This is a genomic window from Roseinatronobacter sp. NSM (assembly GCF_052379845.1).
Lineage (GTDB): Bacteria > Pseudomonadota > Alphaproteobacteria > Rhodobacterales > Rhodobacteraceae > Roseinatronobacter.
The window spans coordinates 146,409-169,808 of record NZ_JBQTCF010000003.1 but is presented as its reverse complement, the minus strand read 5'-3'; the positions used below and the strand labels follow the sequence as shown (position 1 = coordinate 169,808).

15 protein-coding genes are annotated in these 23,400 nt (G+C 62.6%); 8 read left to right on the top strand and 7 right to left on the bottom strand.

Annotated features, from left to right (window positions below; translation table 11 throughout):
• Positions 1-45: 45 nt before the first annotated feature.
• The 3 genes from ACTZWY_RS02995 to argH are packed head-to-tail and all read right to left on the bottom strand — an operon-like array spanning position 46 to position 1,882.
• The gene (locus ACTZWY_RS02995; protein WP_444789196.1) at positions 46-360 is read right to left on the bottom strand and encodes a DUF2834 domain-containing protein; all 315 of its coding nucleotides are present in this window, start codon (positions 358-360) and stop codon (positions 46-48) included.
• A complete protein-coding gene (locus tag ACTZWY_RS02990; protein WP_444789195.1) occupies positions 357-494 on the bottom strand; it encodes a hypothetical protein in 138 nt (45 codons plus the stop codon). Before ACTZWY_RS02990 ends, ACTZWY_RS02995 begins: the two co-directional genes overlap by 4 nt.
• Positions 491-1,882 (bottom strand): argininosuccinate lyase, encoded by a 1,392-nt coding sequence (argH, locus tag ACTZWY_RS02985; protein WP_444789194.1) that lies wholly within the window; start codon positions 1,880-1,882, stop codon positions 491-493. The genes ACTZWY_RS02990 and argH overlap by 4 nt, the downstream gene beginning before the upstream one ends.
• A gap of 186 nt (positions 1,883-2,068) precedes the next feature.
• Here argH and ACTZWY_RS02980 point away from each other — a divergent pair, with 186 nt between their 5' ends.
• The 6 genes from ACTZWY_RS02980 (at position 2,069) to ACTZWY_RS02955 (ending at position 12,433) form a co-directional block, all read left to right on the top strand.
• Positions 2,069-2,917 carry an EAL domain-containing protein gene (locus ACTZWY_RS02980; protein ID WP_444789193.1) on the top strand — a complete coding sequence of 283 codons (849 nt, stop codon included), beginning with the start codon at positions 2,069-2,071 and terminating at the stop codon, positions 2,915-2,917.
• Between the two features lie 189 nt (positions 2,918-3,106).
• Positions 3,107-4,342, top strand: a complete 1,236-nt coding sequence (locus ACTZWY_RS02975) for a DUF418 domain-containing protein (RefSeq protein WP_444789192.1) — start codon at positions 3,107-3,109, stop codon at positions 4,340-4,342.
• A 47-nt stretch (positions 4,343-4,389) separates the two neighbouring features.
• Positions 4,390-4,998: an ImuA family protein gene (locus tag ACTZWY_RS02970; RefSeq protein ID WP_444789191.1), complete on the top strand. Its 609-nt coding sequence runs from the start codon at positions 4,390-4,392 to the stop codon at positions 4,996-4,998.
• On the top strand, positions 4,913-6,376 hold the full coding sequence (locus ACTZWY_RS02965) for a Y-family DNA polymerase (RefSeq protein ID WP_444789190.1): 1,464 nt from the start codon (positions 4,913-4,915) through the stop codon (positions 6,374-6,376). Before ACTZWY_RS02970 ends, ACTZWY_RS02965 begins: the two co-directional genes overlap by 86 nt.
• Positions 6,373-9,678 (top strand): error-prone DNA polymerase, encoded by a 3,306-nt coding sequence (locus tag ACTZWY_RS02960; protein WP_444789189.1) that lies wholly within the window; start codon positions 6,373-6,375, stop codon positions 9,676-9,678. Before ACTZWY_RS02965 ends, ACTZWY_RS02960 begins: the two co-directional genes overlap by 4 nt.
• A gap of 121 nt (positions 9,679-9,799) precedes the next feature.
• Complete coding sequence (locus ACTZWY_RS02955) at positions 9,800-12,433, top strand: dockerin type I domain-containing protein (protein ID WP_444789188.1); 2,634 nt, start codon at positions 9,800-9,802, stop codon at positions 12,431-12,433.
• 27 nt (positions 12,434-12,460) lie between these two features.
• On the opposite strand, the gene ACTZWY_RS02950 is transcribed toward ACTZWY_RS02955, so the two are convergent.
• Positions 12,461-13,225 carry a hypothetical protein gene (locus ACTZWY_RS02950; RefSeq protein WP_444789187.1) on the bottom strand — a complete coding sequence of 255 codons (765 nt, stop codon included), beginning with the start codon at positions 13,223-13,225 and terminating at the stop codon, positions 12,461-12,463.
• A gap of 132 nt (positions 13,226-13,357) precedes the next feature.
• Here ACTZWY_RS02950 and ACTZWY_RS02945 point away from each other — a divergent pair, with 132 nt between their 5' ends.
• Complete coding sequence (locus ACTZWY_RS02945; RefSeq protein ID WP_444789186.1) at positions 13,358-16,063, top strand: VWD domain-containing protein; 2,706 nt, start codon at positions 13,358-13,360, stop codon at positions 16,061-16,063.
• A gap of 209 nt (positions 16,064-16,272) precedes the next feature.
• Positions 16,273-18,360 carry a hypothetical protein gene (locus tag ACTZWY_RS02940; RefSeq protein WP_444789185.1) on the top strand — a complete coding sequence of 696 codons (2,088 nt, stop codon included), beginning with the start codon at positions 16,273-16,275 and terminating at the stop codon, positions 18,358-18,360.
• Positions 18,361-18,492: 132 nt separating this feature from the next.
• Here ACTZWY_RS02940 and ACTZWY_RS02935 read toward each other — a convergent pair whose 3' ends face one another.
• Genes ACTZWY_RS02935 through ACTZWY_RS02925 form a run of 3 tightly spaced genes read right to left on the bottom strand, consistent with a single transcriptional unit; the run spans position 18,493 to position 23,304 of the window.
• The gene (locus tag ACTZWY_RS02935) at positions 18,493-19,806 is read right to left on the bottom strand and encodes an HlyD family type I secretion periplasmic adaptor subunit (RefSeq protein ID WP_444789184.1); all 1,314 of its coding nucleotides are present in this window, start codon (positions 19,804-19,806) and stop codon (positions 18,493-18,495) included.
• Complete coding sequence (locus ACTZWY_RS02930) at positions 19,793-21,940, bottom strand: type I secretion system permease/ATPase (protein ID WP_444789183.1); 2,148 nt, start codon at positions 21,938-21,940, stop codon at positions 19,793-19,795. Before ACTZWY_RS02930 ends, ACTZWY_RS02935 begins: the two co-directional genes overlap by 14 nt.
• Positions 21,937-23,304, bottom strand: coding sequence for a TolC family protein (locus ACTZWY_RS02925; protein ID WP_444789182.1), 1,368 nt, complete (start codon positions 23,302-23,304; stop codon positions 21,937-21,939). The genes ACTZWY_RS02930 and ACTZWY_RS02925 overlap by 4 nt, the downstream gene beginning before the upstream one ends.
• Positions 23,305-23,400 lie beyond the last annotated feature (96 nt).

Sequence of the window (23,400 nt, the reverse complement as noted above, 5' to 3'; positions counted from 1 at the left end):
GCGGGTGCCTTCGGCGAGAGTATTTGTGGCAAGATGAAAGAGCGGTCACTCCGGGCGGGAGCGTAGGAACAGATAGAGCGGCACGCCGCAAGACACGCCGATGCAAAATGTCGCCGGAATGGCCAGAAGCCCTATGAACCGGCGGCGCTGCCAGCTTTCGACAAGCACGAACAGCGTCAACGCGACAGCGGCAATTGTCAGGTCCCAGACCAGCCCGCTGGTGGCCGCGTTGGCATGCCACGCGTCGACCATGGCCATCAGCGACCATTCATTTTGCACAAACCATGTGATGAACCAATACATCGGATGAAGTGTGCCCCAGATGGCCAGCGCCAGATAGATCATGCGCAGGGGCGTCATAGGTCTGCGCCCACGCCAATGCGCGCGTCACCTGTGACACTGAGGCCCGATTGTGCTGGTGCGGGGTAACTTGGCGGGGCTTCGGCACCGCAGGCGCTGAGCACGAACACGGCAGCCAGCAGGGCGTATTTCATGACAATATTCCTTTCCAGCGGGCGATCTGGTCGCGGACATTTGCGGGGGCTGTGCCGCCATAGCTGGTGCGGCTGTTGACCGAGTTCTGCACCCCCAGCACAGAATAGACCGCCTGCGTGATTTGACCATGCACTTTTTGCATGTCGTCCAGCGTCAGGTCGGGGAGGTCGCAGCCGCTGTCCTCGGCCAGTTTGACAAGGGACCCGGTGACGTGGTGCGCCTCTCGGAAGGGCAGGTTCAGTTCGCGCACCAGCCAGTCGGCCAGATCGGTTGCGGTCGAAAACCCGGAGGCGGCCGCAGTTTCGAGCGTGGCGCGGTTGGCCGTCAGGTCGCGCACCATGCCTTCCATGGCGGCAAGGCCCAGCATAAGGGTATCGGCGGCGTCAAACACCTGCTCCTTGTCTTCCTGCATGTCCTTGGAATAGGCCAGCGGCAGCCCCTTCATGACGGTGAACAGCGCCACAGTTGCCCCAAGGATGCGCCCCAGTTTGGCGCGCAGCAATTCGGCGGCATCGGGGTTGCGCTTTTGCGGCATGATGCTGGAGCCGGTGGAAAACTGGTCGGACATGCGCACAAAGCGGAATTGCGCCGAGGACCAGATGACCAGTTCTTCGGCAAAGCGCGACAGGTGCATCGCACAAATGCTGGCCGCTGACAGGAATTCCAGCGCGAAATCGCGGTCCGACACAGTATCAAGGGAATTCGCCGTGGGCCGGTCAAAGCCCAGCGCCCTGGCCGTCATCTGGCGGTCGATGGGAAAGGACGTGCCCGCCAGCGCGGCTGCCCCAAGGGGGCATTCGTTCATGCGCGCGCGTGCATCCTGGAAACGGCCCTTGTCGCGGGCCAGCATTTCCACATAGGCCATCATATGGTGGCCCCATGTGACAGGTTGCGCAGTTTGCAGATGGGTGAATCCGGGCATGACCCAATCTGCGCCCGCTTCGGCCTGTGCCAGAAAGGCGCGCATCAGCGCGTCGATGCCCGCAATCGCGGCGTCGCATTGGTCGCGCACCCAGATGCGGAAATCCAGCGCGACCTGATCATTGCGCGACCGTGCTGTGTGCAGGCGCCCTGCCGGGGCACCGATAAGGTCTGACAAGCGCGCCTCGACATTCATGTGTATGTCTTCCAGCGCGGTCGAGAAAGCAAAACTGCCGCCCTCAATCTCGGTGAGAACCTGGTGCAGCCCCTGATCAATGGCCTGTGCATCCTGCGCCGTGATGATTCCCGTTGCCGCCAGCATGGCCGCATGCGCGCGCGATCCGGCGATGTCCTGCGCGGCCATGCGCTGGTCAAAACCGATTGAGGCATTGATGGCCTCCATGATGGCGTGCGGGCCTGCTGCAAAACGCCCGCCCCACATCGAATTTGCCGAAGATTCGCCCATGATTGCTGTCCTTTGACGCCGCCGGATTTTGCAAAAGCCTATACGCGGGCCGTCCGCCGAAAGCAATCCGCGCCCAAGGCGTCGCGCAAAGCTGAAAATATGACAAGTATTTTAGAGAATCGCCTGAATTTAACCGCCGATTAAGTGCAACACGCGAATGTCGGGAAAAGCCTTGGAGTAGTCCTGATGTCAAACCCACTTACTGGTCGGCCCTATAATGAGGATGCAGCGCATTCTTCCCCTTTTGCTGCAGCGGCAGAACAAACGCGGCAAGATGCGATCAGTCTGGTGGAACACGCGTTGAAGGATCGTCGCGCGATGCTGGCCTTCCAGCCTGTCGTGCAAGCGCGCATGCCGCGGCGCGTGGCCTTCTATGAGGGGTTGATCCGAATCATGGACCCCAAGGGCAGGATCATTCCCGCGGTCGATTTCATGGGCGCGGTCGAAACGATGGAACTGGGCCGCAAGATTGACTGTCTGGCGCTGGAAATGGGGTTGAACACGCTGGCTGTCGAACCTGGAATCCGGCTGTCCATCAACATGTCAGCGCGGTCCATCGGATACCCCGAATGGCTGGCCACGCTGGAACGCGGCCTGCGTCAGGACCCCAGGATCGGGGAGCGGCTGATCCTTGAAATCACGGAATCCTCGGCCATTGTCATGCCTGACCTTGTGACGGTTTTCATGCAGGACATGCAAGAACGCGGCATATGCTTCGCATTGGATGATTTCGGCGCGGGCTACACCGCCTTCCGGTATCTGAAGGATTTTTATTTCGACATCATCAAGATTGATGGCGAGTTCATTCGCGGTATCAGTGAAAACCCCGACAACCAGATCCTGACACAGGCGCTGGTGTCAATTGCACGGCATTTCGACATGTTCACTGTCGCGGAATCCGTTGAAACCGCAGAAGATGCGCGGATGCTGGTCGATATGGGGGTTGATTGTCTGCAAGGGTATCTGTTCGGCGCGCCCGACACACGCGCGCCATGGAAAATGTCGCATCTTCAAGATGAGAAGATGACAGGGTAATCCGCGCGCGCAACTGGGCTGGTGCAGCTGGAATGCCATGCATTTGGCGGTGCGCCCTGCCCCGCGCGTGTGCTCCGCGCCCGCGCAGTTGCGCAAACCGGAAATCTCCCCTTCTGTGCCCCCCCCGCCCCCCGCGCAATCATGGCGGTTTTGGCACGAAAACGCCCATTTCACGCGCTGAAAACGGGCATGACTGGCCTTCGATGGGCGGCATTTTATGCTTTCGGCCCTGCAGTGGAACAGCCTGTAGCGAAGGGGGGGGCGGCGGCGATGGCTTTGCACGAACACCAGCGGAACACCCGTATCGACACAGTGCGCGCCGTGGCACTGGCGGTTGTCATCGTTATGAACATGATGACCTTTTCGGGGCTGGCCTATCTGGACCCGGCGGCGCGCGCTGACATGCTGGGGCCACTGGACCGCGCTGCATGGACTTTGCTGGACATGTTTTTTGACGGCAAGGCGCTTGCGGCCTTTTCTTTCATGTTCGGGCTAAGTTTCAGCATGATCTTGCAGCGCGCAGGTCCCGAAGGCGGCGCATCAGCGCTGCAGATCATGCGCAGGTTTCTGGTTCTGGGCGCGATCGGGGCGTTCAATGCGATCTTTTTGTTCTGGGCCGACATCCTGATGACCTATGCCGCATTGGGGCTGCTGCTTCCGCTGGCCGCGCGCCTGTCGCAGCGGGTCATTTGCGCGCTGGGGGTGGGGTTAATTCTGGCGGGGCCTGCGGCCCTTGCCCTGAGCGGGGTTGGCCCGCCCGCACCTGTGCCCGAAGGGCATGGGGACAGCCTGCAAGCCTTCGCCTTGCCGCAATATGCAGATGCGGTCACCCAAAACCTGAATATGGTCACGGGGGCCGCTGACGGGGCGGCGGGAATGCTGTTGTTGCGGCTGTTCATGCTGTCGGGCCTGTTCCTGCTGGGGCTTGCAGCGGGCAAAGCTGCCCTTCTGGCGCATATCGCGGCGCGGCGCGGGGCGATGTTGCGCGCAGGTGCTGTGTGCCTGTTGCTGGGTCTGGGGGCATGGGCCGGACTGCACCTGATCCAGACGCCACGGGGCATCTGGTTCATGCTGTATCTGGAAACGCCGCTGATGGCGCTGGGGTATCTTATGGTCCTGACAGGTGCCTTGCATGGCCCGCGCCTGCAGTGGGTGCATACCCTGCTGGCCCCGTTGGGCAGGATGAGTCTGACAGGGTATCTGGGGTCTTCGGCGCTGGGGCAAATGCTGTTTTATGGCTGGGGCTTTCAGTTGATCGGCCAGACCGGCACGCTTGCTGTCGTCGCACTTGCGGGCGGGGTTGTCATGGGGCTGTGCGGTTTCGCGCATCTGTGGTTTCGACATTTCATCTACGGGCCGTGGGAATGGCTGTGGCGCAGTCTGACGCATTTGCGGCCCCAACCGCTGTTCGGGCGCGCGGCATAACCCCCTGACGGGGGCCAGCCCTGTAACCGCCGTTTGAAACGCCTGACATGGTGCCATATATTGGCACCATGTCCTGTGATCCGTCATCTTCCAGTTTTCTGCGTGCCGCCCGTGTCCATGAAGTGTCCGGCGCGGGGGCAGTGGCGTTTGCCGCTGTCCTTGCGGCAAGAATGGCGGGAATGGTGTTGTGGGTATGCGAAAGCAGGCAGGCCGGCACCCTGCACCCGCCCGGCCTTGCGGCCTTTGTGGACCCTGCCCGCATCATGCTGGCCTGCACGCCCAACCAGACCGACACACTCGCAGTAGCAGAAGAAGCGCTTAGGGATGGGTCCACACCGCTGGTTGTCATCGCCATCACCCGCGCGCTGGACTTGCGCGCGGGGCGCAGGCTGCAACTGGCGGCACGCGCGGGAAACACCACAGGGCTGTGCATCATTCCTGAAGGGATGGGGTCCAATGCCGCAGAAACACGTTGGCACGCCACCCCTGTTCTGGATGTGAACAGAAGCGACTCGACTCTGATGCATTGGGAAATTAATAAGAACAAATCAGGAACAATTGGGGCCTGGCATGTTCGATGGGATTCAGAAACGCGTCATTTGCATGTGGTTTCCCCGACTGGCAACAGATCGGGTTCTGCGGGCGCATCCGGTTGACGGCCCCTTTGCGCTGACCATCCGGCAGGACAACAGCGACCGGCTGTATTGCCTGAACCGCCATGCCGAACAGGCGGGGTTGCAGTGTGGCATGTCGCTGGCCGATGCACGCGCTTTTTGCCCCGACATGGTATGCCGCCCCGCGCGCCCGGATCTGGACGCGCGTTTTCTGGCCACGCTGCGCCGCTGGGCCATGCGCTGGTGCCCTTGGGTGGGGCATGACGGCGCAGACGGGCTGGTGCTGGATATCAGCGGTTCAGCCCATCTGTGGGGGGGCGAGGGGGCGCTGCTGGCGCGCCTGCGCGCGCGGCTGGACGCCGCCGGGCTGGAGGTGCGGCTGGGGCTGGGCAACACGCGCGGGGCGGCATGGGCGCGGGCGCATTACGGCACGCAGGCAGAACAACCGCTGGACAACCTGCCCGTGGCCGCGCTGCGGCTGGACAATGCAACCAGCACCGCGCTGCAACGGCTGGGCCTGCGCACCATCGGTGACTTGTCGGACACGGCACGCGCCCCACTGGCCCGCAGGTTTGGACCCGCCCTGTTGCAACGGCTGGATCAGGCGCTTGGCCATCTGCCCGAACCCGTCACCCCCGAAGCTGCGCCGGTGCATTACGCCGTGCGCCTGACCCTGCCTGACCCCATTGGTCTGGTTGGCGATGTCATGACCGCCACGGGCCGCTTGCTGGACGCGCTATGTGCCAAATTGCACGCGCAGGGGGTTGGCGCGCGCGCATTGGTGCTGACCTTGCGGCGGGTGGATCAGGGCAGCCAGCAGGTGGAATTGCGGCTGGCCGCCGCCATGCGCGACCCCGCGCGCATTCTGCCCCTGTTTGAACGGGGTGTGGGCACTGTGCAGGCGGGGTTCGGCATTGACCAGGTGCGGCTGGAAGCCACGCTGACAGAACCGCTGGCCGCGCAGCAGGCCGCAATAGGGGCCACATCGCAAACCCCCGACCGGCTGGCCGATCTGGTCACCCGCATCGGAACCCGTATCGGGCTGGAAAATGTGCGCCGCTTTCTGCCCGCCGACAGCCACATCCCCGAACGCAGTTTCCTGATAGCGCCCGCAGCCCATAGCGCGCCTGAAACAGGCTGGCGCCCCGCCCCGCCCCGCCCCCTGCACCTGTTCCCCCCCGAAGCCATTGCCGCCACAGGCCCCACACCGCCCGCGCGGTTCCAGTGGCGGCGCATGCATCTGCACACCGCGCGCGCCATCGGGCCGGAACGCATTGCACCCGAATGGTGGTTCGATGACCCGAACTGGCGGACAGGCATGCGCGATTACTGGTGCATTCACACCCGCCAGGGCCGCAGGTTGTGGCTGTTTCACACGCCCCAAAATCCCGGCTGGTTTGTGCAGGGCGAATTCGCATGAGCTATGCCGAATTATGCGTCACATCGAATTTCACCTTTCTGACGGGCGCATCGCACCCCGAAGAACTGGTGCTGCGCGCCGCCGAACTGGGGCTGGCGGCCATTGCCATAACGGACCGCAATTCGCTGGCGGGGGTGGTGCGCGCATGGTCGGCCCTGAAAACCCTGCGGACGGATGCAGGCAAGGGCCTGCCGGTGCGGTCTGGCACACGCATGGATGCGTCGTCACGCCAACAGGTTTCGGCGCAGGAATTGTCCCATGTCGACCTGCCAGAGTTGCCGAAGCTGATTGTCGGCGCGCGGCTGGTGCTGGATGATTGCGCCGTGGACTGGATTGCCCTGCCCACTGACCGCGCGGCCTATCACCGGCTGGCGCGCTTGCTGACACTGGGCAAACGCCGCGCCCCCAAAGGGGGGTGTCACCTGACAATGCGCGACCTTGAAACCGGCTGTCAGGGCATGGTCCTGATTGCCCTGCCCCCCACGGACCTGGCGCAGGCCACAGCCCCGCTGCAGGCCCTGCAAGCGCGCTATCCCGGTCAGGTGTTTCTGGGCGCGCCCCCCCGCTATGATGGCAGTGATCAGGCGTGGTTTGATGCCTGCGCGCGGATGGCCCTGCGCGCCAGCACCCCCATGGTGGCGCTGGGCGATGTGCTGATGCACCGCGCCGCGCGCCGCCCCTTGGCCGATGTGCTGACCTGCCTGCGCTGCGGGATCACCATTGACCAGATCGGCACCCGCGCCCTGCCCAATGCGGAACGCCGCCTGAAGGGCCATGCCGATATGGCGCGCCTGTATCGCAACCACCCTGCCGCGCTGCGACGCACGCTGGACATTGCGGCGCGCTGCGGCTTCGATCTGGGGCAGCTAAGCTATGACTACCCCGACGAGGTGGCACAGGGCGAAGCCCCGCAAGCGCGGCTGGAACGGCTGGCCCGCGAAGGCATGGCGCGGCGCTACCCGCAAGGCGCGCCTGCGCGGGTGCAAGGGCTGATGGCCAAAGAACTGGCGCTGGTGGCTGACCTGAACTATGCGGCCTATTTCCTGACAGTGCATGACATTGTGGCGCATGCGCGGTCGCGCGGCATTCTGTGTCAGGGGCGCGGGTCTGCGGCAAATTCCATCCTGTGCTACCTGCTGGGCATCACGGATGTCAGCCCCGACATGATTGGCATGGTGGTTGAACGCTTCATTTCACGCCACCGCGCCGAACCGCCCGATATTGACGTGGATTTTGAACATGAACGCCGAGAGGAGGTGATTCAGTGGATCTATGACCGCTACACCCGCGACCGCGCCGGGCTGTGCGCCACGGTCATTCATTTCCGCACCCGCGCCGCCATCCGCGAGGTGGGCAAGGTCATGGGGCTAAGTGCCGATGTCACCACCGCACTGGCAGGCCAGATATGGGGCCATTCCAACAGCGGCGCGGACCCTGCGCGCCTGCGCGAACTGGGGCTGGACCCGCGCGACAGCCGCCTGTCCCTGACCCTGCGCCTGATTGGAGAAATTATCGGGTTTCCCCGCCATCTTAGCCAGCATGTCGGCGGGTTTGTCATTACCAAAGGCCGGCTTGACGAATTATGCCCCATTGAAAACGCCGCGATGGAGGGGCGCACTGTCATCGAATGGGACAAGGATGATATTGACGCGCTGGGTATCCTGAAGGTTGATATCCTGTCGCTGGGCATGCTGACCTGTATTCGCAAGGCGTTTGATCTGCTGCAAACCCATAACCACACCCACCTGACACTGGACAGCGTGCCACAAGAAGACCGCGCCACCTATGACATGCTGTGCCGGGCTGATGCAGTGGGCGTGTTTCAGGTGGAAAGCCGCGCACAGATGAATTTCCTGCCCCGTATGCGGCCGCGCACCTTCTATGATCTGGTCATCGAAGTGGCCATTGTGCGCCCCGGTCCCATTCAGGGCGGCATGGTCAAGCCCTATATCCGCCGCCGTCAGGGGCTGGAAACGCCCGAACCCTTTGGCCCCGCGCTGGAACAGGTCACGCGCAAAACGCTGGGGGTGCCGCTGTTTCAGGAACAGGCCATGCAGATTGCCGTTGTGGGGGCGGGCTACACTGCAGAAGAAGCCGACCATCTGCGCCGGTCGCTGGCGTCCTTCCGGCGCATGGGCACGATAGGCGCGCATAAGGACCGCTTCATCAACGGGATGTTGGCCAACGGCTACGCCCGCGACGTGGCCGAGGCGTGCTTTGCCCAGATCGAAGGGTTTGCCGATTACGGTTTTCCTGAAAGCCATGCCGCGGCCTTTGCCATGCTGACCTATGTATCCTCATGGTTGAAATGCCACCATCCGGCGGTTTTTGCCTGTGCGTTGCTGAACAGCCAGCCGATGGGGTTTTATGCCCCTGCGCAAATTGTGCGCGATGCGCGCGACCATGGCGTGGATGTGCGCCCGGTCTGCGTGAACCATTCCGGCTGGGACAATCTTCTGGAACGGCGCGGCGATGGCGCGCTGGCGCTGCGATTGGGGTTTCGTCAGATCAAGGGCTTTCGCAAGGAAGATGCGGACTGGATTGTGGCCGCGCGCGGCAATGGCTATCCCGATCCCGAAAGCCTGTGGTTGCGCGCCGGGATCGCGCCTGCGGTGCTGGACCGGCTGGCGGAATCCGATGCCTTTGCGGGAACGGGGCTGACGCGGCGCGCGGCCCTTTGGGCCGTGCGGGCCATTCGCGCGCCCGCGCCCCTGCCGCTGTTTGCCGACCCCATTGATGGCGAGGGGCTGCGCGAACCGCCCGTGTCCCTGCCCGCCATGCATCTGGGCGAGGAGATGGTGGAAGATTACATCACCCTGCGCCTGAGCCTGCGCGCCCATCCTATGGAACTGCTGCGCCCCGCCATGGGCACCCTGACGGCGCATGACCAGCTTCTTGCCGTGCCGCCTGGGCGACATGCCGTGTGCGGGCTGGTCATCACCCGCCAGCGCCCCGGCACGGCATCGGGCGTTATTTTCCTGACGCTGGAGGATGAAACCGGCGTGTGCAACGTGGTGGTCTGGCCCAAAACCTATGCCCGGTTCCGGCGGGTTGTCATGGGGGGGCGGTTGCTGCGGGTCACCGGGCGGCTGGAACGCGAAGGGGCCGTGGCACATCTGATTGCCGACCAGATCGAGGATATGTCGCATCATTTATCCGACCTGGGCCATCCCATGGATCACGACATTGGACTGACCGCCCCACAGGCCGATGACGCGCCGCGCCCGCCCCGCTACCCGCCCCGCGCCCACCACCCGCGCGAACAGGCCAAACGCCTGTTCCCAAGCCGGGATTTCCATTGACCCATACGCCGCCATCGCGTCGCGCGGCTAAATAATGACATTTTAAGCCGCCTGCACTAAACTATGCCCTGACACCCTGCGCGGGACATGTCATCGCGGCCTTGATCCGGAGTTTTTTTTGATGCTGACCAATTCAGAACAGTTTTTTCTTGAACAACTGAACCGTGCCCGCCTGAACCCCACGGGCGAGGCTGAACGTTTCGGCATAGGCCTGAATGACCCCAACCCCACAAGCGGCTCCAGCGCGACACCCGCAACCACAATCGCTGACGGCGTGCGCCAGCCTCTGGCGGTGAACACTGCACTGTCGCAGGCCGCTGTCACCCATTCGGACGCCTATCTTGCGGGGAATGTGCAACTGGATGGTCCGAATGCAGGCCATCACTGGCTGGATGGCACAACCCCCGTCGACCGCGCCCTTGATGCAGGCTACGGGTCCAGCTTTGTGGGTGAAAACCTGTCATTTTCCGCAACAACAGGGAATTACAACGCGGAACAGGCGGTTCTGAGTGGTCTGTCAGGCATTGGCCACCATCAGGGCCTGTTCTATTCCATCACCCACCGGCCCAACCTGCTGAATGCCGATTACACCGAAGCGGGCATCGCGCAGGTGATGGGCGACTATACCAATAGCAGTGGAACGGTTTTCAACGCCTCGGTCATAACCAATAAATTCGGGCGCGAAGCGCTGGGGGACCGTTTCCTGACCGGGGTGGCCTATGACGATCACGACGGCGACGGGTTCTATTCGCTGGGCGAAGCTGCCAGCGGTGTGACCATTACTGCATTGGGCCAGACCACCACGACCGCAAGCGCAGGCGGCTACGCGCTGAACCTTGGGGCGCAAGCCACCCCTGTGACGGTGGTGATCGACTGGCAGGGGCAGGAATTGCGCGCCGCCATCGACCTGAGCATCAGCAATGTGAAACTGGACATTGTGGGCGGCAGCCGGATCATGGCGTCCAGCAACCTGACATTGCTGGACGGCGTGGCCGAAGGGGGCCTGCTGGGGGCGGGCGATCTGGCGCTGACTGGTAACAGCCTGAACAACATCCTGCTGGTCGGGCACGGCAACAATGTGATTGACGGCGCAGGCGGGGTGAACACCGCGTGGTTCAGCGGCGCATTTGCAGATTATGATATCACGGTCACTGCGGGCACAATAACTGTCAACGACCAGCGCGCCAGCGCGCTTGGCGACGGGGACAATACGCTAAACAACATCCAGTTCCTGCGCTTTGCAGATGGGGTCTATACCCCTGACGGCACGCTGGACAGCCCTGTGCCACAAGGCCAGATCACCCTTCAGACCCCGGCATTCGGGGAATTCCTAAGCGCGCAGGAACGCAATTTGCCCGTCACCCTGTCGGGCCAGACCCAGGATATTCCCGAGGGCACCGAGGTGGTCATTTCCCTGAACGGGCAGGACGCCACTGTGCGCACAACTTCCGGCCAGTGGACCTATACGCTTATGCCCGCTGATCTGGCAGGTCTGGCCAATGGCACAAACTACGACATCACTGCGACCGCGCAGACCGCCACTGGCCCGGTGCAAACCACATTCGGCTTCCGCACCACATTCGACGCCCCAACGCTGGGCACCTTCCCGTCACCATTCGGCGCAACGCTGACAGGGGCGGATCTGATGCAGGGCGTCAGCTTCAGCGGGGTGACCAGCGCAACCAGTGGCACAGTCACCATGACGCTTGCCGGTGTGGCGCATACTGCCACCATTGCAGACGGGGGCTGGGTCATTGATTTCCCCGGCGCAACGCTGGCGCGGCTGACAAACGGCACGGCCTATCAGCTGCCCCTGCAGTTGGTCGACCAGTTCGACAACAGCTATAATTTCAACCTGACCGGTTTTACCGCCAGCCTTGACTTTCCCGCCCCTGTCCTGGGCATTGATGCGCTGCCCTTTGACGGTGGCATGACGGCCGAAATCCGCGATCAGGGGCTGAGTTTGACAGGCAGTGCGCAAAACGTGCCGGACGGGGTGCTGGTCACTGTCACGCTGAACGGGCAAACCTACACCGAACAGGTCAGCGCGGGGCTATGGGCTGTCACCATCCCGGCCGACGATCTGGCCGCCCTGCCCGATGGCACAACCCTGACCGCCACCGCCACCACCACTGTTGCGGGCACGAATGCGCAAAACAGCACCAGTTTCACCACGGAATTCACCCCGCCGGAACCCGGCCCGAACCCCGGTGACGGGCCGCTGACCGTGTCAGGGGCGCTTGCCGCATTGGACGACACGCCCATGGCGGGGGCTGTCGTCACTTTCACCCCAGATGCGGGCGCGGCGCTGCAAGCGGCAAGTTTGTCATCCGGCGCATTCACGCTGCACCCAAACATGGGCATGTCAGGCCGTCTGGACGCCAGCCGCGACTGGCAAACCGGCGATCCGGCCATCACCGCATTGGACGCGCTGGACGTGCTGCGCCTTGCGGTGGGGCTGAACCCGTCCTTTGGCCCGGCGCAAGCGCAGAATTTCATTGCCGCTGACGTGAATGGTGACGGGGCGGTGACCGCGCTGGACGCGCTGGAAGTGCTGCGCGCCGCTGTGGGCCTGCAATCCGCGACCCCGCCGCGCTGGGTGTTTTTCGACGCAGATACGGATTTCGAAGCGATGTCGCTGTCGCGCACCAATACCCATGTTGAAACCGGAATCGACATTGCCACGCTGAACAGCAGCCTTGTGGGCATTGATATGGTGGGCATCTTGCTGGGCAATATGGACAGCGTGGCCTGACGCGACACCCGGCGCTGGCCCTTTCCGTCAGGGCAGCGCCACATCCAGCCCCGCACGCAGCCCCGCAGCGCGGCGCCCATAGACGCGCCCTTCCACAAACACCCGTGCAGGCAGGCGAGGGGGGGCATAGTGGACTTGCACAACCCCATAGGGCTGCACCTGCCGGTGGCGGCTGTCAATCTCGATCGGGAACAGGGTTGCGGTGCGCACCTGCAATCGGCTGTCCGTGGCCCGCACCCCGCCCCCTGCCCCAAGCGCCACCATCCCCGGCAGCGGGGTTTCAAACTGGCGCAGCGCCAGGGCTTCGGCCTCGATAAAACGGTGGCGCGCCTTCAGCGTCACATCTTCGCCAATGATCACGCTGACCGGCCCCGCTGGCACCTGCAATGTGCCCGCAGGCATGACATAATCGGTTTGCCCCTGCCCCAGCCGCACACTGCCTTGCAGGTGCCAGCCTTGCGCAAGGGGGTGACGCATATCAAGGGCGATAGCGGCTTCACGTCCGGTAATAGCACGGAAATCGATTTCTGCGCGCGCCGACGCGCCGCCACTGCCCGCACCACCACCGCCGCCGCCGCCCGGCAGGCCAAGACCGCCCCCCCCTGACGCGGCGGGCGCTGGCGCCAGAAATTCCGCAACCGCATGGTCCAGCGCGCCCCGTCCATACCCCAGATCCGCCTGCGCCAATCGCAACCCGACCTGTGGGCCAGCGCCGTCGGAACATGCTGACACGGCCAATACCACAGCCACAACACCGCCCCGGACCTTGGCCGTATTCCTTGTCAATGTCATGCACTCACACTCGAATTATCTTGATCTGAAGTCGTCGCCTGCGGCATAAGCAAGGAAATATTAACTATTTCCCCGGCCATCGAAATTTCCGGTTCTGGGTAATCGTCATTCAAGTAAAGGAAGTTTAAGCATATGACCACAATATCTTTGAACCGCAATTTCCAAACCCTGCTGGACGGCCTTGGCGACACGCGGCTGGCGGATTTCAACTTTGGCAATATTGACCTGCTGGACAATTTCACCACCGAAGACGCCTATTTCGCGTCCAACCCGGTGCTGACCTCAACCAGCTTCACGGCGCAGTTCAACAGTCTGGACGAAAGTGATCCGACGCTTTACACCTTGCGTGTGCAGGGCAGCGGGATCACCCCGTCCGGCACTGCGCAGGAATTCAGCACCGCGCTTGACAATGGCACCGCGAACGGAACCATCACCCAGATCAGCATTGATTACGGCGCCCAGCGCGTTGCCCAACTGGACATTGCCCCCGGCAGCCTGACCCTGACCAGCGGCACACAAAGCCTTGAACTGACTGGCGGCTTCCCGGTTACCTTGTCAAACATCATCAACCTTGTCGATATTCTGGACGGCGAAGGCGAAGGGTCGCTGGCGCAATATGGCTTCACCGGCCTGACCCTGCGCGACGGCGGCGCGGTGTTGGCCAGCTTGCAAACGGGCGATACACTGACGCTGAATCTGGACGGCTACACGCTGACCATGACCGATGCGGACATCACATCGGAGCAGATTTTCAACTTCCTGAACCCCGGCCGCGGGCAAATTCTGCCCCAGATCACGCTGTTTGACAGCAACGGAACCGTGGTGAACGGCCATACATTCGGGTTTTCCAATGACAGTCCATCGTCATTCCGCATCGCTTATGAGCATCTTCCGCAGGGCACATATTACGCGCAGATCACCGCAAGTGATCAGCAGATCGTCGATTGGCAAACCCAGACCGGACTTTACCAACTCTACAGCAGTTGGTGGGCGGGGGTAAATTCGGGGGTATCGTCGTCCGAGGATATGGGCGATGCACCCGCCAATGCATCCACCCCATATGTGCTGAATTCCGGTGCAATCTTCTTTGGCGCAGTTGGCAGCGTGGGCGATGCGGATTGGGTCAGAATCGATTTTCCGGAATGGAGTTCGACATACAGACAATACGACATGTTCAGTGGCGAATCTGTGGAATTCACCGACGCGCTGGTGTTGCAGGCTTTTGGCACCGGCCAGCCCGAACCGCAGCTTCGGGACTTGCCGGGCCTGAACTTTGGCGGGCTGACCGTCAGTGCGCCTGATGGCACGGTCATTGTCTCGGCCGAGAATGTCGAAAGTTTCGCGGCCTTCATGGATGAGCTGGACACCATTCTGGCCAGTATGCGCCTGCCGCAGATTGGCGGGCTGGGGCTTGCCTTTGCCACGGGTGACCCGCATTTGCTGACCCATGACGGGCTGGGCTATGATTTCCATGCCGCAGGCGAATATGTGTTGATGCGCGCGACCAATGGTGCGGATTTCGAATTGCAATCGCGCATGTCGCCTGCGGGCGAAAATGTCACTGCCAATGTCGCTGCCGCGCTGCGCTTGGGCGATGATGTCATCATGATCGCCCCGGGGGCGACACCGCTGCTTCTTAACGGGGTGGCGCAGCCGCTTGCGGATGGCGGTGTTCTGGTGCGGGCCAATGGCAGCATTGAACGCGACGGCAACAGCTACAAAATTTCCATCACCGCGCCGGACATGTCCACAAGCCTTGTTCAGGTCGATATTGTCGGCAGCCGTGTCGATATTGGCGTTGGCCTGTCCGACTACTGGCAGAACAATGTAGAAGGGTTGCTGGGCAATTTCAGCGGCTCCATTCAGGATGATCTGCGACTGGCCAATGGCACATCGCTGACCTTTCCGCTGGTTTTCGGCGATGACGAAGCCGCAGGCACATACGGCGTTTACGGGCAATTCCGCGAAGACTGGCGTGTGAATGACACCACAACCCTGTTCACCTATGGCGAGGGCGAGGGGCCTGACAGCTTCTATCTGGCGGATTATCCGACCCAGATGACAACCCTTGACGATTTCACAACCGAAGAACGCGCAGGTGCCGAAGCGGCGGCAGAAGCGGCCGGTCTGACACCGGGCACATTCGCGTTCAACAATGCTGTGCTGGATTTGCTGATCACGCAAGATGACAGCTATCTGGACAGTGCTGTGAATGCAAATAACGTGCTGATTGATATGGGCGCGACACCTGACAATATTCATGTGCCGCAGGTGGCGGGCGGCGGCATTACCGAAGGGCTGCTGGGCCTGTCAGGCCGTGTGACCGACCTTGACGGCACGGGCCTGTCCAATGCCACAGTCACTTTCCGCCCCGCTGGCACATCCGTCAACCTGACGCGCCTGACGCGCGATGGCGATGACTTCCGCTTCGATCTGTCTGAAAACGCCACTGGCCGTCTGGACGCCAGCCGCGACTGGCAAACCGGCGATCCGGCCATCACCGCATTGGACGCGCTGGACGTGCTGCGCCTTGCTGTGGGGCTGAACCCGTCCTTTGGCCCGGCGCAGGCGCAGAATTTCATTGCCGCTGACGTGAATGGTGACGGGGCGGTGACCGCGCTGGACGCGCTGGAAGTGCTGCGCGCCGCTGTGGGCCTGCAATCCGCGACCCCGCCGCGCTGGGTGTTTTTCGACGCAGATACGGATTTCGAGGCAATGTCGCTGTCGCGCACCAATACCCATGTTGAAACGGGCATCGACATTGCCGCGCTGAACAGCAGCCTTGCGGGCATTGATATGGTGGGCATCTTGCTGGGCAATATGGACAGCGTGGCCTGACGCGACACCAGCATTTGACAATGATATCATCATAATCCAGCGTGCCACGCGATAATTGCCAATTGCGCGGCACGCTGACCCCTTTCAAAACAGTTACATCTTTGCCGAAAATGCGCGGCAAAGGTCGCTGTGTTGCCGCATTCGCGCCCCTGCCCTTGTCAGGTCTTCCCGCCAGTCTTGCCCTTGGGTGAAGAAAAAATGGTGGGAAGATGCGGCTGCATGTCTTGGGCCGTGTCCAGACTGGTGTTGACATGTTCGACAGCAGTCTGGGGGCAGCGACTGTATGGCATACGGCACTGGGTGGGCCGGTGCTGTTGGTCAATTCCGGGCGAAACGGGGGCATGACCGCGTGGCGGGCTGGCCCGTCGGGCCAGTTGCAACTGGTTGATACACTGGCCTATGGCGCAACGGGCACCAATGCCGCGCGCGACCATCTGGTTCTGGTGCAGTTTCGCGGTGAAACAGTCGCCTTTTTCGGAAGGGGCGACACCACATTCTGGGGCTATGCCCTGAACCCTGACGGCACCTTCGGGGCGCGCAGGCTGGTCAATTTTGACCGCGCCACTGAGGAGATTGCCGCAGGCAATGACGGCTTCGTGCAGCTATGGGCCATGCTGCGCCCCGATGCGCCCACCGGATTTGCCCAGACGGATGCATGGCAAGGCACAAACGGGCTGGCCTTTGCCGAAAACGGCGATGTCGTGCTGACCAGCGGGGGGTCAGACGCGCTGCATGTGCTGCCCCACAATGCCGCGCCCCAACTGGCAGGCGACAGCATAGGGGTATTCGCCCCCACTGGGCTGGTCGCCTTCAGCGATGCGGGGCACGGCGCGCGCGTGGTGGTGGCGGGGGGGGGCAGTTCATCGCTTTCGGTGCTGCGCACCGGTTCCGAGGGCTACATGCCCACCGATCATATGCTTGATACTGGCAGCACGGCATTCTTCCGTGCGCAGGCCATCAGCGGGGCAAGTGTGGCCACGCCAAACGGGCCGCTGGATCTGGTTCTTGTGGGCGGGGCTGACCATGGCGTGACCTTGTTCGCGGTTACGCCAGAAGGGTGGCTTGTCTGGCTGGACACGGTTTTTGATACGCCCGCGACCGGCCTTTACAATGTCACCACGCTGGAAAGCTTCGTGCAGGACGGGCATTTGATCATCGCCGCCACATCGGGGCGCGATGCGGGGGTCACGGTGCTGCGCCTGCCGCTGGCCAATCTGGGCGGCATTGCCCCCGCAGGCCAAGGGGGCGCAAGTGATGACATTGTGATTGCCCATGCCGGGGTAACGCAACTGACCGGAGGGGGCGGGTCGAATGTTTTTGTCATTCGCCCGCAAACCGGAACTGTCACAATTACCGATTTCACACCGGGACTGGACAGGCTGGACCTGTCTGCATGGCCCATGCTGCGCGATGTCAGCCAGTTGCAGGTTCAAACTACTGCCACAGGGGCGGTCATCACCTATCGCGGCTATGACATTGACATTGTGTCTGACGCGGGCACCGGCCTGACGGTGCAGGATATTTTCCCGCAGGGCCTGACGGGGGCGGACCGCCTGATAGTGCTGAGCGTGTCGGAATTGCACGGCGCGCCCCCGCCTGCGGACCCACCTGCAGATGACCCAACCGACCCGCCACCCGTGGATGACCCCACCGAGCCGCCAGACACAGACCCGCCCGATACGGACCCGCCGGACGTGACCCCGCCCCCCGATACGGACCCGCCCGATCCGGTGCCGGAAGACCCGACACCGCCGGTATTGCCGACGGGTGACGGGGTGCTGCAACTGCAAACGCCAGCAGGGGTGCCATTGGCCAACACATTGGTGCATTTCACCCTGCAAAACGGTCAGCAAGCCAGCGTTATGGCAAATGGCAGCGGCAGTTTGGCGCTGCCCGGTGCCCCGTTGGCCACTGTGCAAGCCACCCGCGCATGGGATGTCGCGGCGGGGGACCCCGGCGTTACGGCGCGCGATGCGCTGGATGTGCTGCGCATGGCGGTGGGGGTAACGCCGTCCTTCGGGCCGGCCTCTGCCCAAAGCTATATCGCGGCCGATATAAACCGTGATGGGCAGGTAACAGCACTGGACGCGCTGGAAGTGTTGCGCGCAGCCGTGGGGCTTCAATCCGCGACCCCGCCCCGCTGGGTGTTTTTCGACGCGCAAACAGATTGGAACGCACTGGCATTGGGGCGCAATGACACCACTTGGCCTGTCGGGCTGGCGCTGGCCCCGGACTGGCACAGCGGTGATCTGGCCATGACCGGCATTCTATTGGGGGCCATGTCCGAATTCATCTAGCGCATGCCGCGCAAAAGTGGGACCCGGTTTTGCGCAAAAGACATGCGACACCATAAGCGAGAGTGGGTCGCGTAAATGCGAATGAACGCGGCCCACTGTGGCGCGCCGCGCGTTCAAGGCCCGCGTGACGGGCTATTCCCGGAACGCGCGGTCCCTGACGCGCACAACAGGTGTTGTCAGGTATTCCAGCACGGTTTTGCGCCCCGAAAGCATATCAATTTCCGTGACCATACCGGGCATCACCTCAACCACGATCCCGTCAGCATCGAGGAAGTTTTCTTCGGTGCGAACATGAACGATAAAGTATTCCTCGGGGTCGCGTTCGGACCGGGTGACGGCATCTGCGCCGATGCGGGTAATTTCACCGTTCAGACTGCCATAGCGCGAAAAGTCATAGGCCGTCACCTTCACCTTCACGGGCTGGCCAGGATAGACAAAGGCAATATCGGCAGGGCGCACATAGGCTTCGACCAGAAGCGTGTCGTCCAAGGGCACAATTTCGATCAAATCCTCGCCGGGGCGCGCAAGGCTGCCAAGCGTGGAGCGGTGTATACGGTTGACCACCCCGCGCATGGGCGCACGGATGGCGGCGCGTTCGGCGCGGTCACGCAAGGCAGGCAGGCTGGGTTCCAAAGCGGCCAGTTCCGCCGTGGCCAACGCCAGATCGGACAAGGCGGCCGCGCGTGCGCGTGCGCGCAACGCCCCGATCTGGTCATCAATTTCGTCCAGCGCGGACCGCATGCGCGCAAGGCTGGCGCGGGCGCGTGTTTCGCGCCCCCGCCATTCGGATTCGCGCCTGCGCAACTCCAGCAATGTGGTTTCAGGTTCCACCCGCCGCTGGACAAGCGGTTCCATCATCGCGCGTTCTTCGGCCACGATGGCCAGTGTTTCGCGCGCGGTGTCCAGATCCACTTGCCCTTCGACAAACTGTTCCTGCCGCTGCAGCCGCTGGCGTTCCAGAATGCCAATATCTGCGGCCAGTTCATCGCGCCTTGCGTGATATAGCGCAGTTTCCGACCGCACCACGGCGGGGGCTTGCGCAATCAGGATGTCGGAAAAATGCAAATCAACGCTGTCAATTTCTGCTTGCAACCGGGTGATGCGCGCCATCAATCCATAGGCGCGCTGTTGTTCCTGATCCAATTGACTGGCAAGTTGCGTGCCGTCCAGTTCCATCAGGATATGCCCTTCTTCGACCACATCCCCCTCGACCACAAACAACGCCTGCAACACGCCCGGTTCGGTGGCCTGAATAAGCTGCAAATCCCGCGATGGCACAATGCGCCCTTCTGCGCGGGTCACGTCGTCAATTTCAGTGCGCGCGGCCCAGACACCTGCGGACAGGAAAAACAGCAAGATCACGCCCAGAAGCACACTGCCCCGCCAGCTTTGGCGGCCCTGCATTTCATGGGCAAGGGTTTCAAAATCGCGGCTACGCGCCATCATTCCCCCCCGGTCTGGTTTGTGTCAGAATGGATTTGGGACCGTCCGCGGCGACCTTGCCCTGATCAATGACAATAACGCGGTCCACCAGGTCCAGCAGGCTGGTGCGGTGGGTGACAATTACCAAGGTGCGATCGGCCATTTCCCCCTTCAGCCGCGCAATAACGCCCGCTTCGTTTTGCACATCCATGCTGGATGTCGGTTCGTCCATCAACATGATCGGCGGGCGGCCCAGCAAGGCGCGCGCCAGTGTGATGGCCTGTTTCTGCCCGCCAGACAGCCCTTCGCCGCGTTCGGCCAGCATCATGTCATAGCCCGAAGGGTGGCGTTTCACAAAATCCTCGACCCCGGCAATGCGCGCGGCCTCAATGATATCATGGTCGCGCGCGCGCATGGCCCCGATGGCGATATTTTCGCGCACAGTGCCGGAAAACAGCCAGATATCTTGCAGCACCGACCCCATATTGCGCCGCAAATCACCCGGATCAATCTGGCGAATGTCAATGCCATCGACCAGCACCGCCCCTTCGCGCGGTTGATACAGCCCCAGCATAAGCCGCGCCACCGTGCTTTTGCCCGACCCGATGCGCCCCAGAATGGCAACCTTCTCGCCGGGTTTGATGGTGAATGAAATGTTGCGCAGCGCGTCAACTGTCTGGTCGGGATAGGCAAAGGACACATTGTCGAACCGGATTTCCCCATCCAGCTTGGGGCGGGAAATCCAGCCCTTGCCTTCGGGGCGTTCGCTTTCGGCCTGCATCAGCGCGTCCAGACTGCGGTAGGATGTGCGCGCCTGATTGAAGCGCGTCAATGTCTGGGCCAATTGCGCAAGGGGGGCAAGCGCGCGCCCTGTCAGGATGACGCCTGCAATCAGCGCGCCCATGCTGACCTCGCCTGCCGTGATCAGGAACACGCCATAGAACACAATCATCACCTGCGCGGCCTGTTGGGCAAACGCGGTCGCGTTGATGGCAAATTGCGTTACTGCACGGCTTTTCAACCCATGTTCAGACTGGCGTTCGATCGCATCTTCCCAGCGGGCGCGCATGCGGCGCTGCGCCCCTGTCGCCTTGATGGTTTCCAGCCCCGCCAGCGTTTCGACCAGAACCCCCTGTTTCGACTGCCCATCCGCGAAACTTTTTTCGGCCAGCCGTGACAGAATGGGTTGAACCGCAATCCCGACAATCAACACAAAAGGCACAGCAAGCGCGGGCACAATCGCCAATGGCCCGCCAATCAGGTAAATGACGCCCACAAACAACAGGATAAACGGCAAATCCACCACCGCCACCAACGTGGCCGAGGTGAAGAAATCGCGCAGGGTTTCAAATTCGCGCAAGGTGCTGGCCAGCGCGCCGGTGGACCCTTTGCGCGCGCGCATCTGCAAATCCAGTATCTGGTCAAAAATGCGCCGGCCCATGACCATATCGGCGCGCTGGCCGGCGCGGTCAATGAAACCCGCGCGCAAGGATTTGATCAGAAAGTCGAAAAACAGCGCAATGCCAACCCCAACCGTCAGCGCAATCAAGGATTCAATCGCTTCATTGGGCAGCACACGGTCATACACAACCATGATGAACAGCGATGTCGACAGGCTTAGAAAATTGGCCAGCACCGCAGCCAGCAAAACCTGACTATAGGACCACCGGTTTTCCGCCAAAGTGGACCAGAACCAATGCCCCTGCCGCCCTGTGGCATTCAGCGCAATATCTTCGCGGTGTTCTGCGCGCAACAAAAGCGCGTATCCAGTATACACCGCGTCCAGCTTGTCCAGCGCGATACGGCCCAAACCCTGCCCCAGCGCGGGGTCATACACTGCCAGATCCCCGTTGGGCAGCACATCTTCCAGAACAACCGCGCGGTCATCATTCAACATCAGGATGGTCGGGGTCAAGGTGGCGTCAAATGCCTTCAGGGGGCGTTTGCCGAAACCCGCCTGCACGCCCGCGCGTTCTGCGGCGGTGATTGCATCGCGCAGCGTCACCCCGCCTTGCGCGCCCGATTGCGCGGCGCGCAAGGCGGCCAATGTCATGGGTCGGTCAAGGCTGGCGGTGGCGTGCAGAAGGCAGGCTTCCAAGGCGCTAAGCTCCGCGTCCTGTGCGCCAGCGCCCAGGTTCACGGGGCGCGCGTCATTCATGTGCCTTGCTCCGGCGGTGGGGGCGTGGCGTCGGCGTCATCTTCGCTGTCCTTGGGGGCGGGCAACGTAATGGCAAAGGCGTCCAGAATGTCGCCTGTCAATGCCAGCGCCGCATAGCCCGACAGCGCCACTTCGCGTTCTGCGGCAATCAGCGCTTCGCTGGCTTCAAACAGGTCGCGTTCCGCATCCAGCAACCCCAGAAGCGAACGACGCCCGATCGAGAATTCCTCCCTCGAGGCTTCGACGGTGGCGCGGTTGGCGTTCACGGCCTCCCTTGCGGCGGCGACGCGCGCGGCCCCTGCCCGCTGGTCAGACCGCAGGTCCGACAGGGCGCGCGCAATCTCGCGCGCCAGCCCTGCACGCTCGGCGCGCACGGCGTCAAGCTGCGCCTCAGCCGCGCGTATTCGCGCCTGCTGGCTTCCGGGCGCGCCGGGGTCATATTCCACATCCAGCGTTGCACGGCTGCCACCGCGCTGCGCACTTCCATCAATGCGAAATTGTGGGAAGCGTTGCGATTTGGCCACCGCAACATCGGCTTGGGCGGCGGCAATCCGGGCCTCGACGCCCAGAATGCGGGGGCTGCCTGCAATAAGATCGCCGTCAGGCGCACTGGGCAGACCGGGTGCGGCAGGCGGATCGGCCAGGCTGCTGGTCGCGCGTTGGCCGAAACTGGCCGCAAACCCCGCTGCAGCGCGTTCGGTGCGGGCATCCGCTTCGGCGGCGCGCGCGCGGGCAGTGGCCAGACGCGCCCGCGCGGTCAGAACATCAGCATTACCGCCCGCGCCTGCATCCGCACGCTGCTGCACCTGATCCAGCACACGCTGATGCGCGCGCACACTGTCAGCGGCAATACCAGCCCGGTCCTGTGCGGCGCGCAGGTCATACCACGCCGCAACCGCCCCAAGCGCCAGCGCTGCTGCAACTTCCTGACGCGCACCCCGGCTTTCGAACACACGCGCCTGCGCCGCCACTTGCCGACTGGCCGCGCCCCCGCCATCATAGACCAGCTGAAGCACCCGCAAAACCGGACTGACGCTGTTGGAGGTCACCCCGTTGACCACTGCACCCAATGTCGCGCCCAGTGAAATACGCGGATAAAACGCACCGCCTTCGGCATCTGCGCGGGCCTGTGCGGCACGCACACCGGCAGTTGACGCAACCATCTGCGGGTGTGTTTCCACAGCACGCGTGACCTGTTGCCCGAACGGGCTGCGCGCCACATCTGCGGACACGCGCACAGGGCGCAGTTCCGGGGGCGCGTCGAAACTGGCGCGAATCTCGCTTAGGTCAGGGCCAGCGGTGCAAGCCCCAAGCAACACCGCCCCCACCAGCGGCAACACCCACGGGGCGGCCCTAAATTTCATGCGGTATGCGGGGGGAAGACAAGACGCAAACATCCAAATCCTAGTCTTTGCTCGAAATACACTGGCTCAAAACACTTATTAGGCCGTAAACCCTGC

Excerpts from the sequence above, each read along its gene's own strand:
- ACTZWY_RS02960 (WP_444789189.1), top strand. The coding sequence starts at position 6,373 with ATGAGCTATGCCGAATTATGCGTCACATCGAATTTCACCTTTCTGACG.
- ACTZWY_RS02955 (WP_444789188.1), top strand. The coding sequence starts at position 9,800 with ATGCTGACCAATTCAGAACAGTTTTTTCTTGAACAACTGAACCGTGCC.
- ACTZWY_RS02995 (WP_444789196.1), bottom strand. The coding sequence starts at position 360 with ATGACGCCCCTGCGCATGATCTATCTGGCGCTGGCCATCTGGGGCACA.
- ACTZWY_RS02975 (WP_444789192.1), top strand. The coding sequence starts at position 3,107 with ATGACTGGCCTTCGATGGGCGGCATTTTATGCTTTCGGCCCTGCAGTG.
- ACTZWY_RS02940 (WP_444789185.1), top strand. The coding sequence starts at position 16,273 with ATGCGGCTGCATGTCTTGGGCCGTGTCCAGACTGGTGTTGACATGTTC.
- ACTZWY_RS02950 (WP_444789187.1), bottom strand. The coding sequence starts at position 13,225 with ATGACATTGACAAGGAATACGGCCAAGGTCCGGGGCGGTGTTGTGGCT.
- ACTZWY_RS02990 (WP_444789195.1), bottom strand. The coding sequence starts at position 494 with ATGAAATACGCCCTGCTGGCTGCCGTGTTCGTGCTCAGCGCCTGCGGT.
- ACTZWY_RS02965 (WP_444789190.1), top strand. The coding sequence starts at position 4,913 with ATGTTCGATGGGATTCAGAAACGCGTCATTTGCATGTGGTTTCCCCGA.
- ACTZWY_RS02930 (WP_444789183.1), bottom strand. The coding sequence starts at position 21,940 with ATGAATGACGCGCGCCCCGTGAACCTGGGCGCTGGCGCACAGGACGCG.
- ACTZWY_RS02945 (WP_444789186.1), top strand. The coding sequence starts at position 13,358 with ATGACCACAATATCTTTGAACCGCAATTTCCAAACCCTGCTGGACGGC.
- argH (WP_444789194.1), bottom strand. The coding sequence starts at position 1,882 with ATGGGCGAATCTTCGGCAAATTCGATGTGGGGCGGGCGTTTTGCAGCA.
- ACTZWY_RS02925 (WP_444789182.1), bottom strand. The coding sequence starts at position 23,304 with ATGAAATTTAGGGCCGCCCCGTGGGTGTTGCCGCTGGTGGGGGCGGTG.
- ACTZWY_RS02935 (WP_444789184.1), bottom strand. The coding sequence starts at position 19,806 with ATGATGGCGCGTAGCCGCGATTTTGAAACCCTTGCCCATGAAATGCAG.
- ACTZWY_RS02970 (WP_444789191.1), top strand. The coding sequence starts at position 4,390 with ATGGTGCCATATATTGGCACCATGTCCTGTGATCCGTCATCTTCCAGT.
- ACTZWY_RS02980 (WP_444789193.1), top strand. The coding sequence starts at position 2,069 with ATGTCAAACCCACTTACTGGTCGGCCCTATAATGAGGATGCAGCGCAT.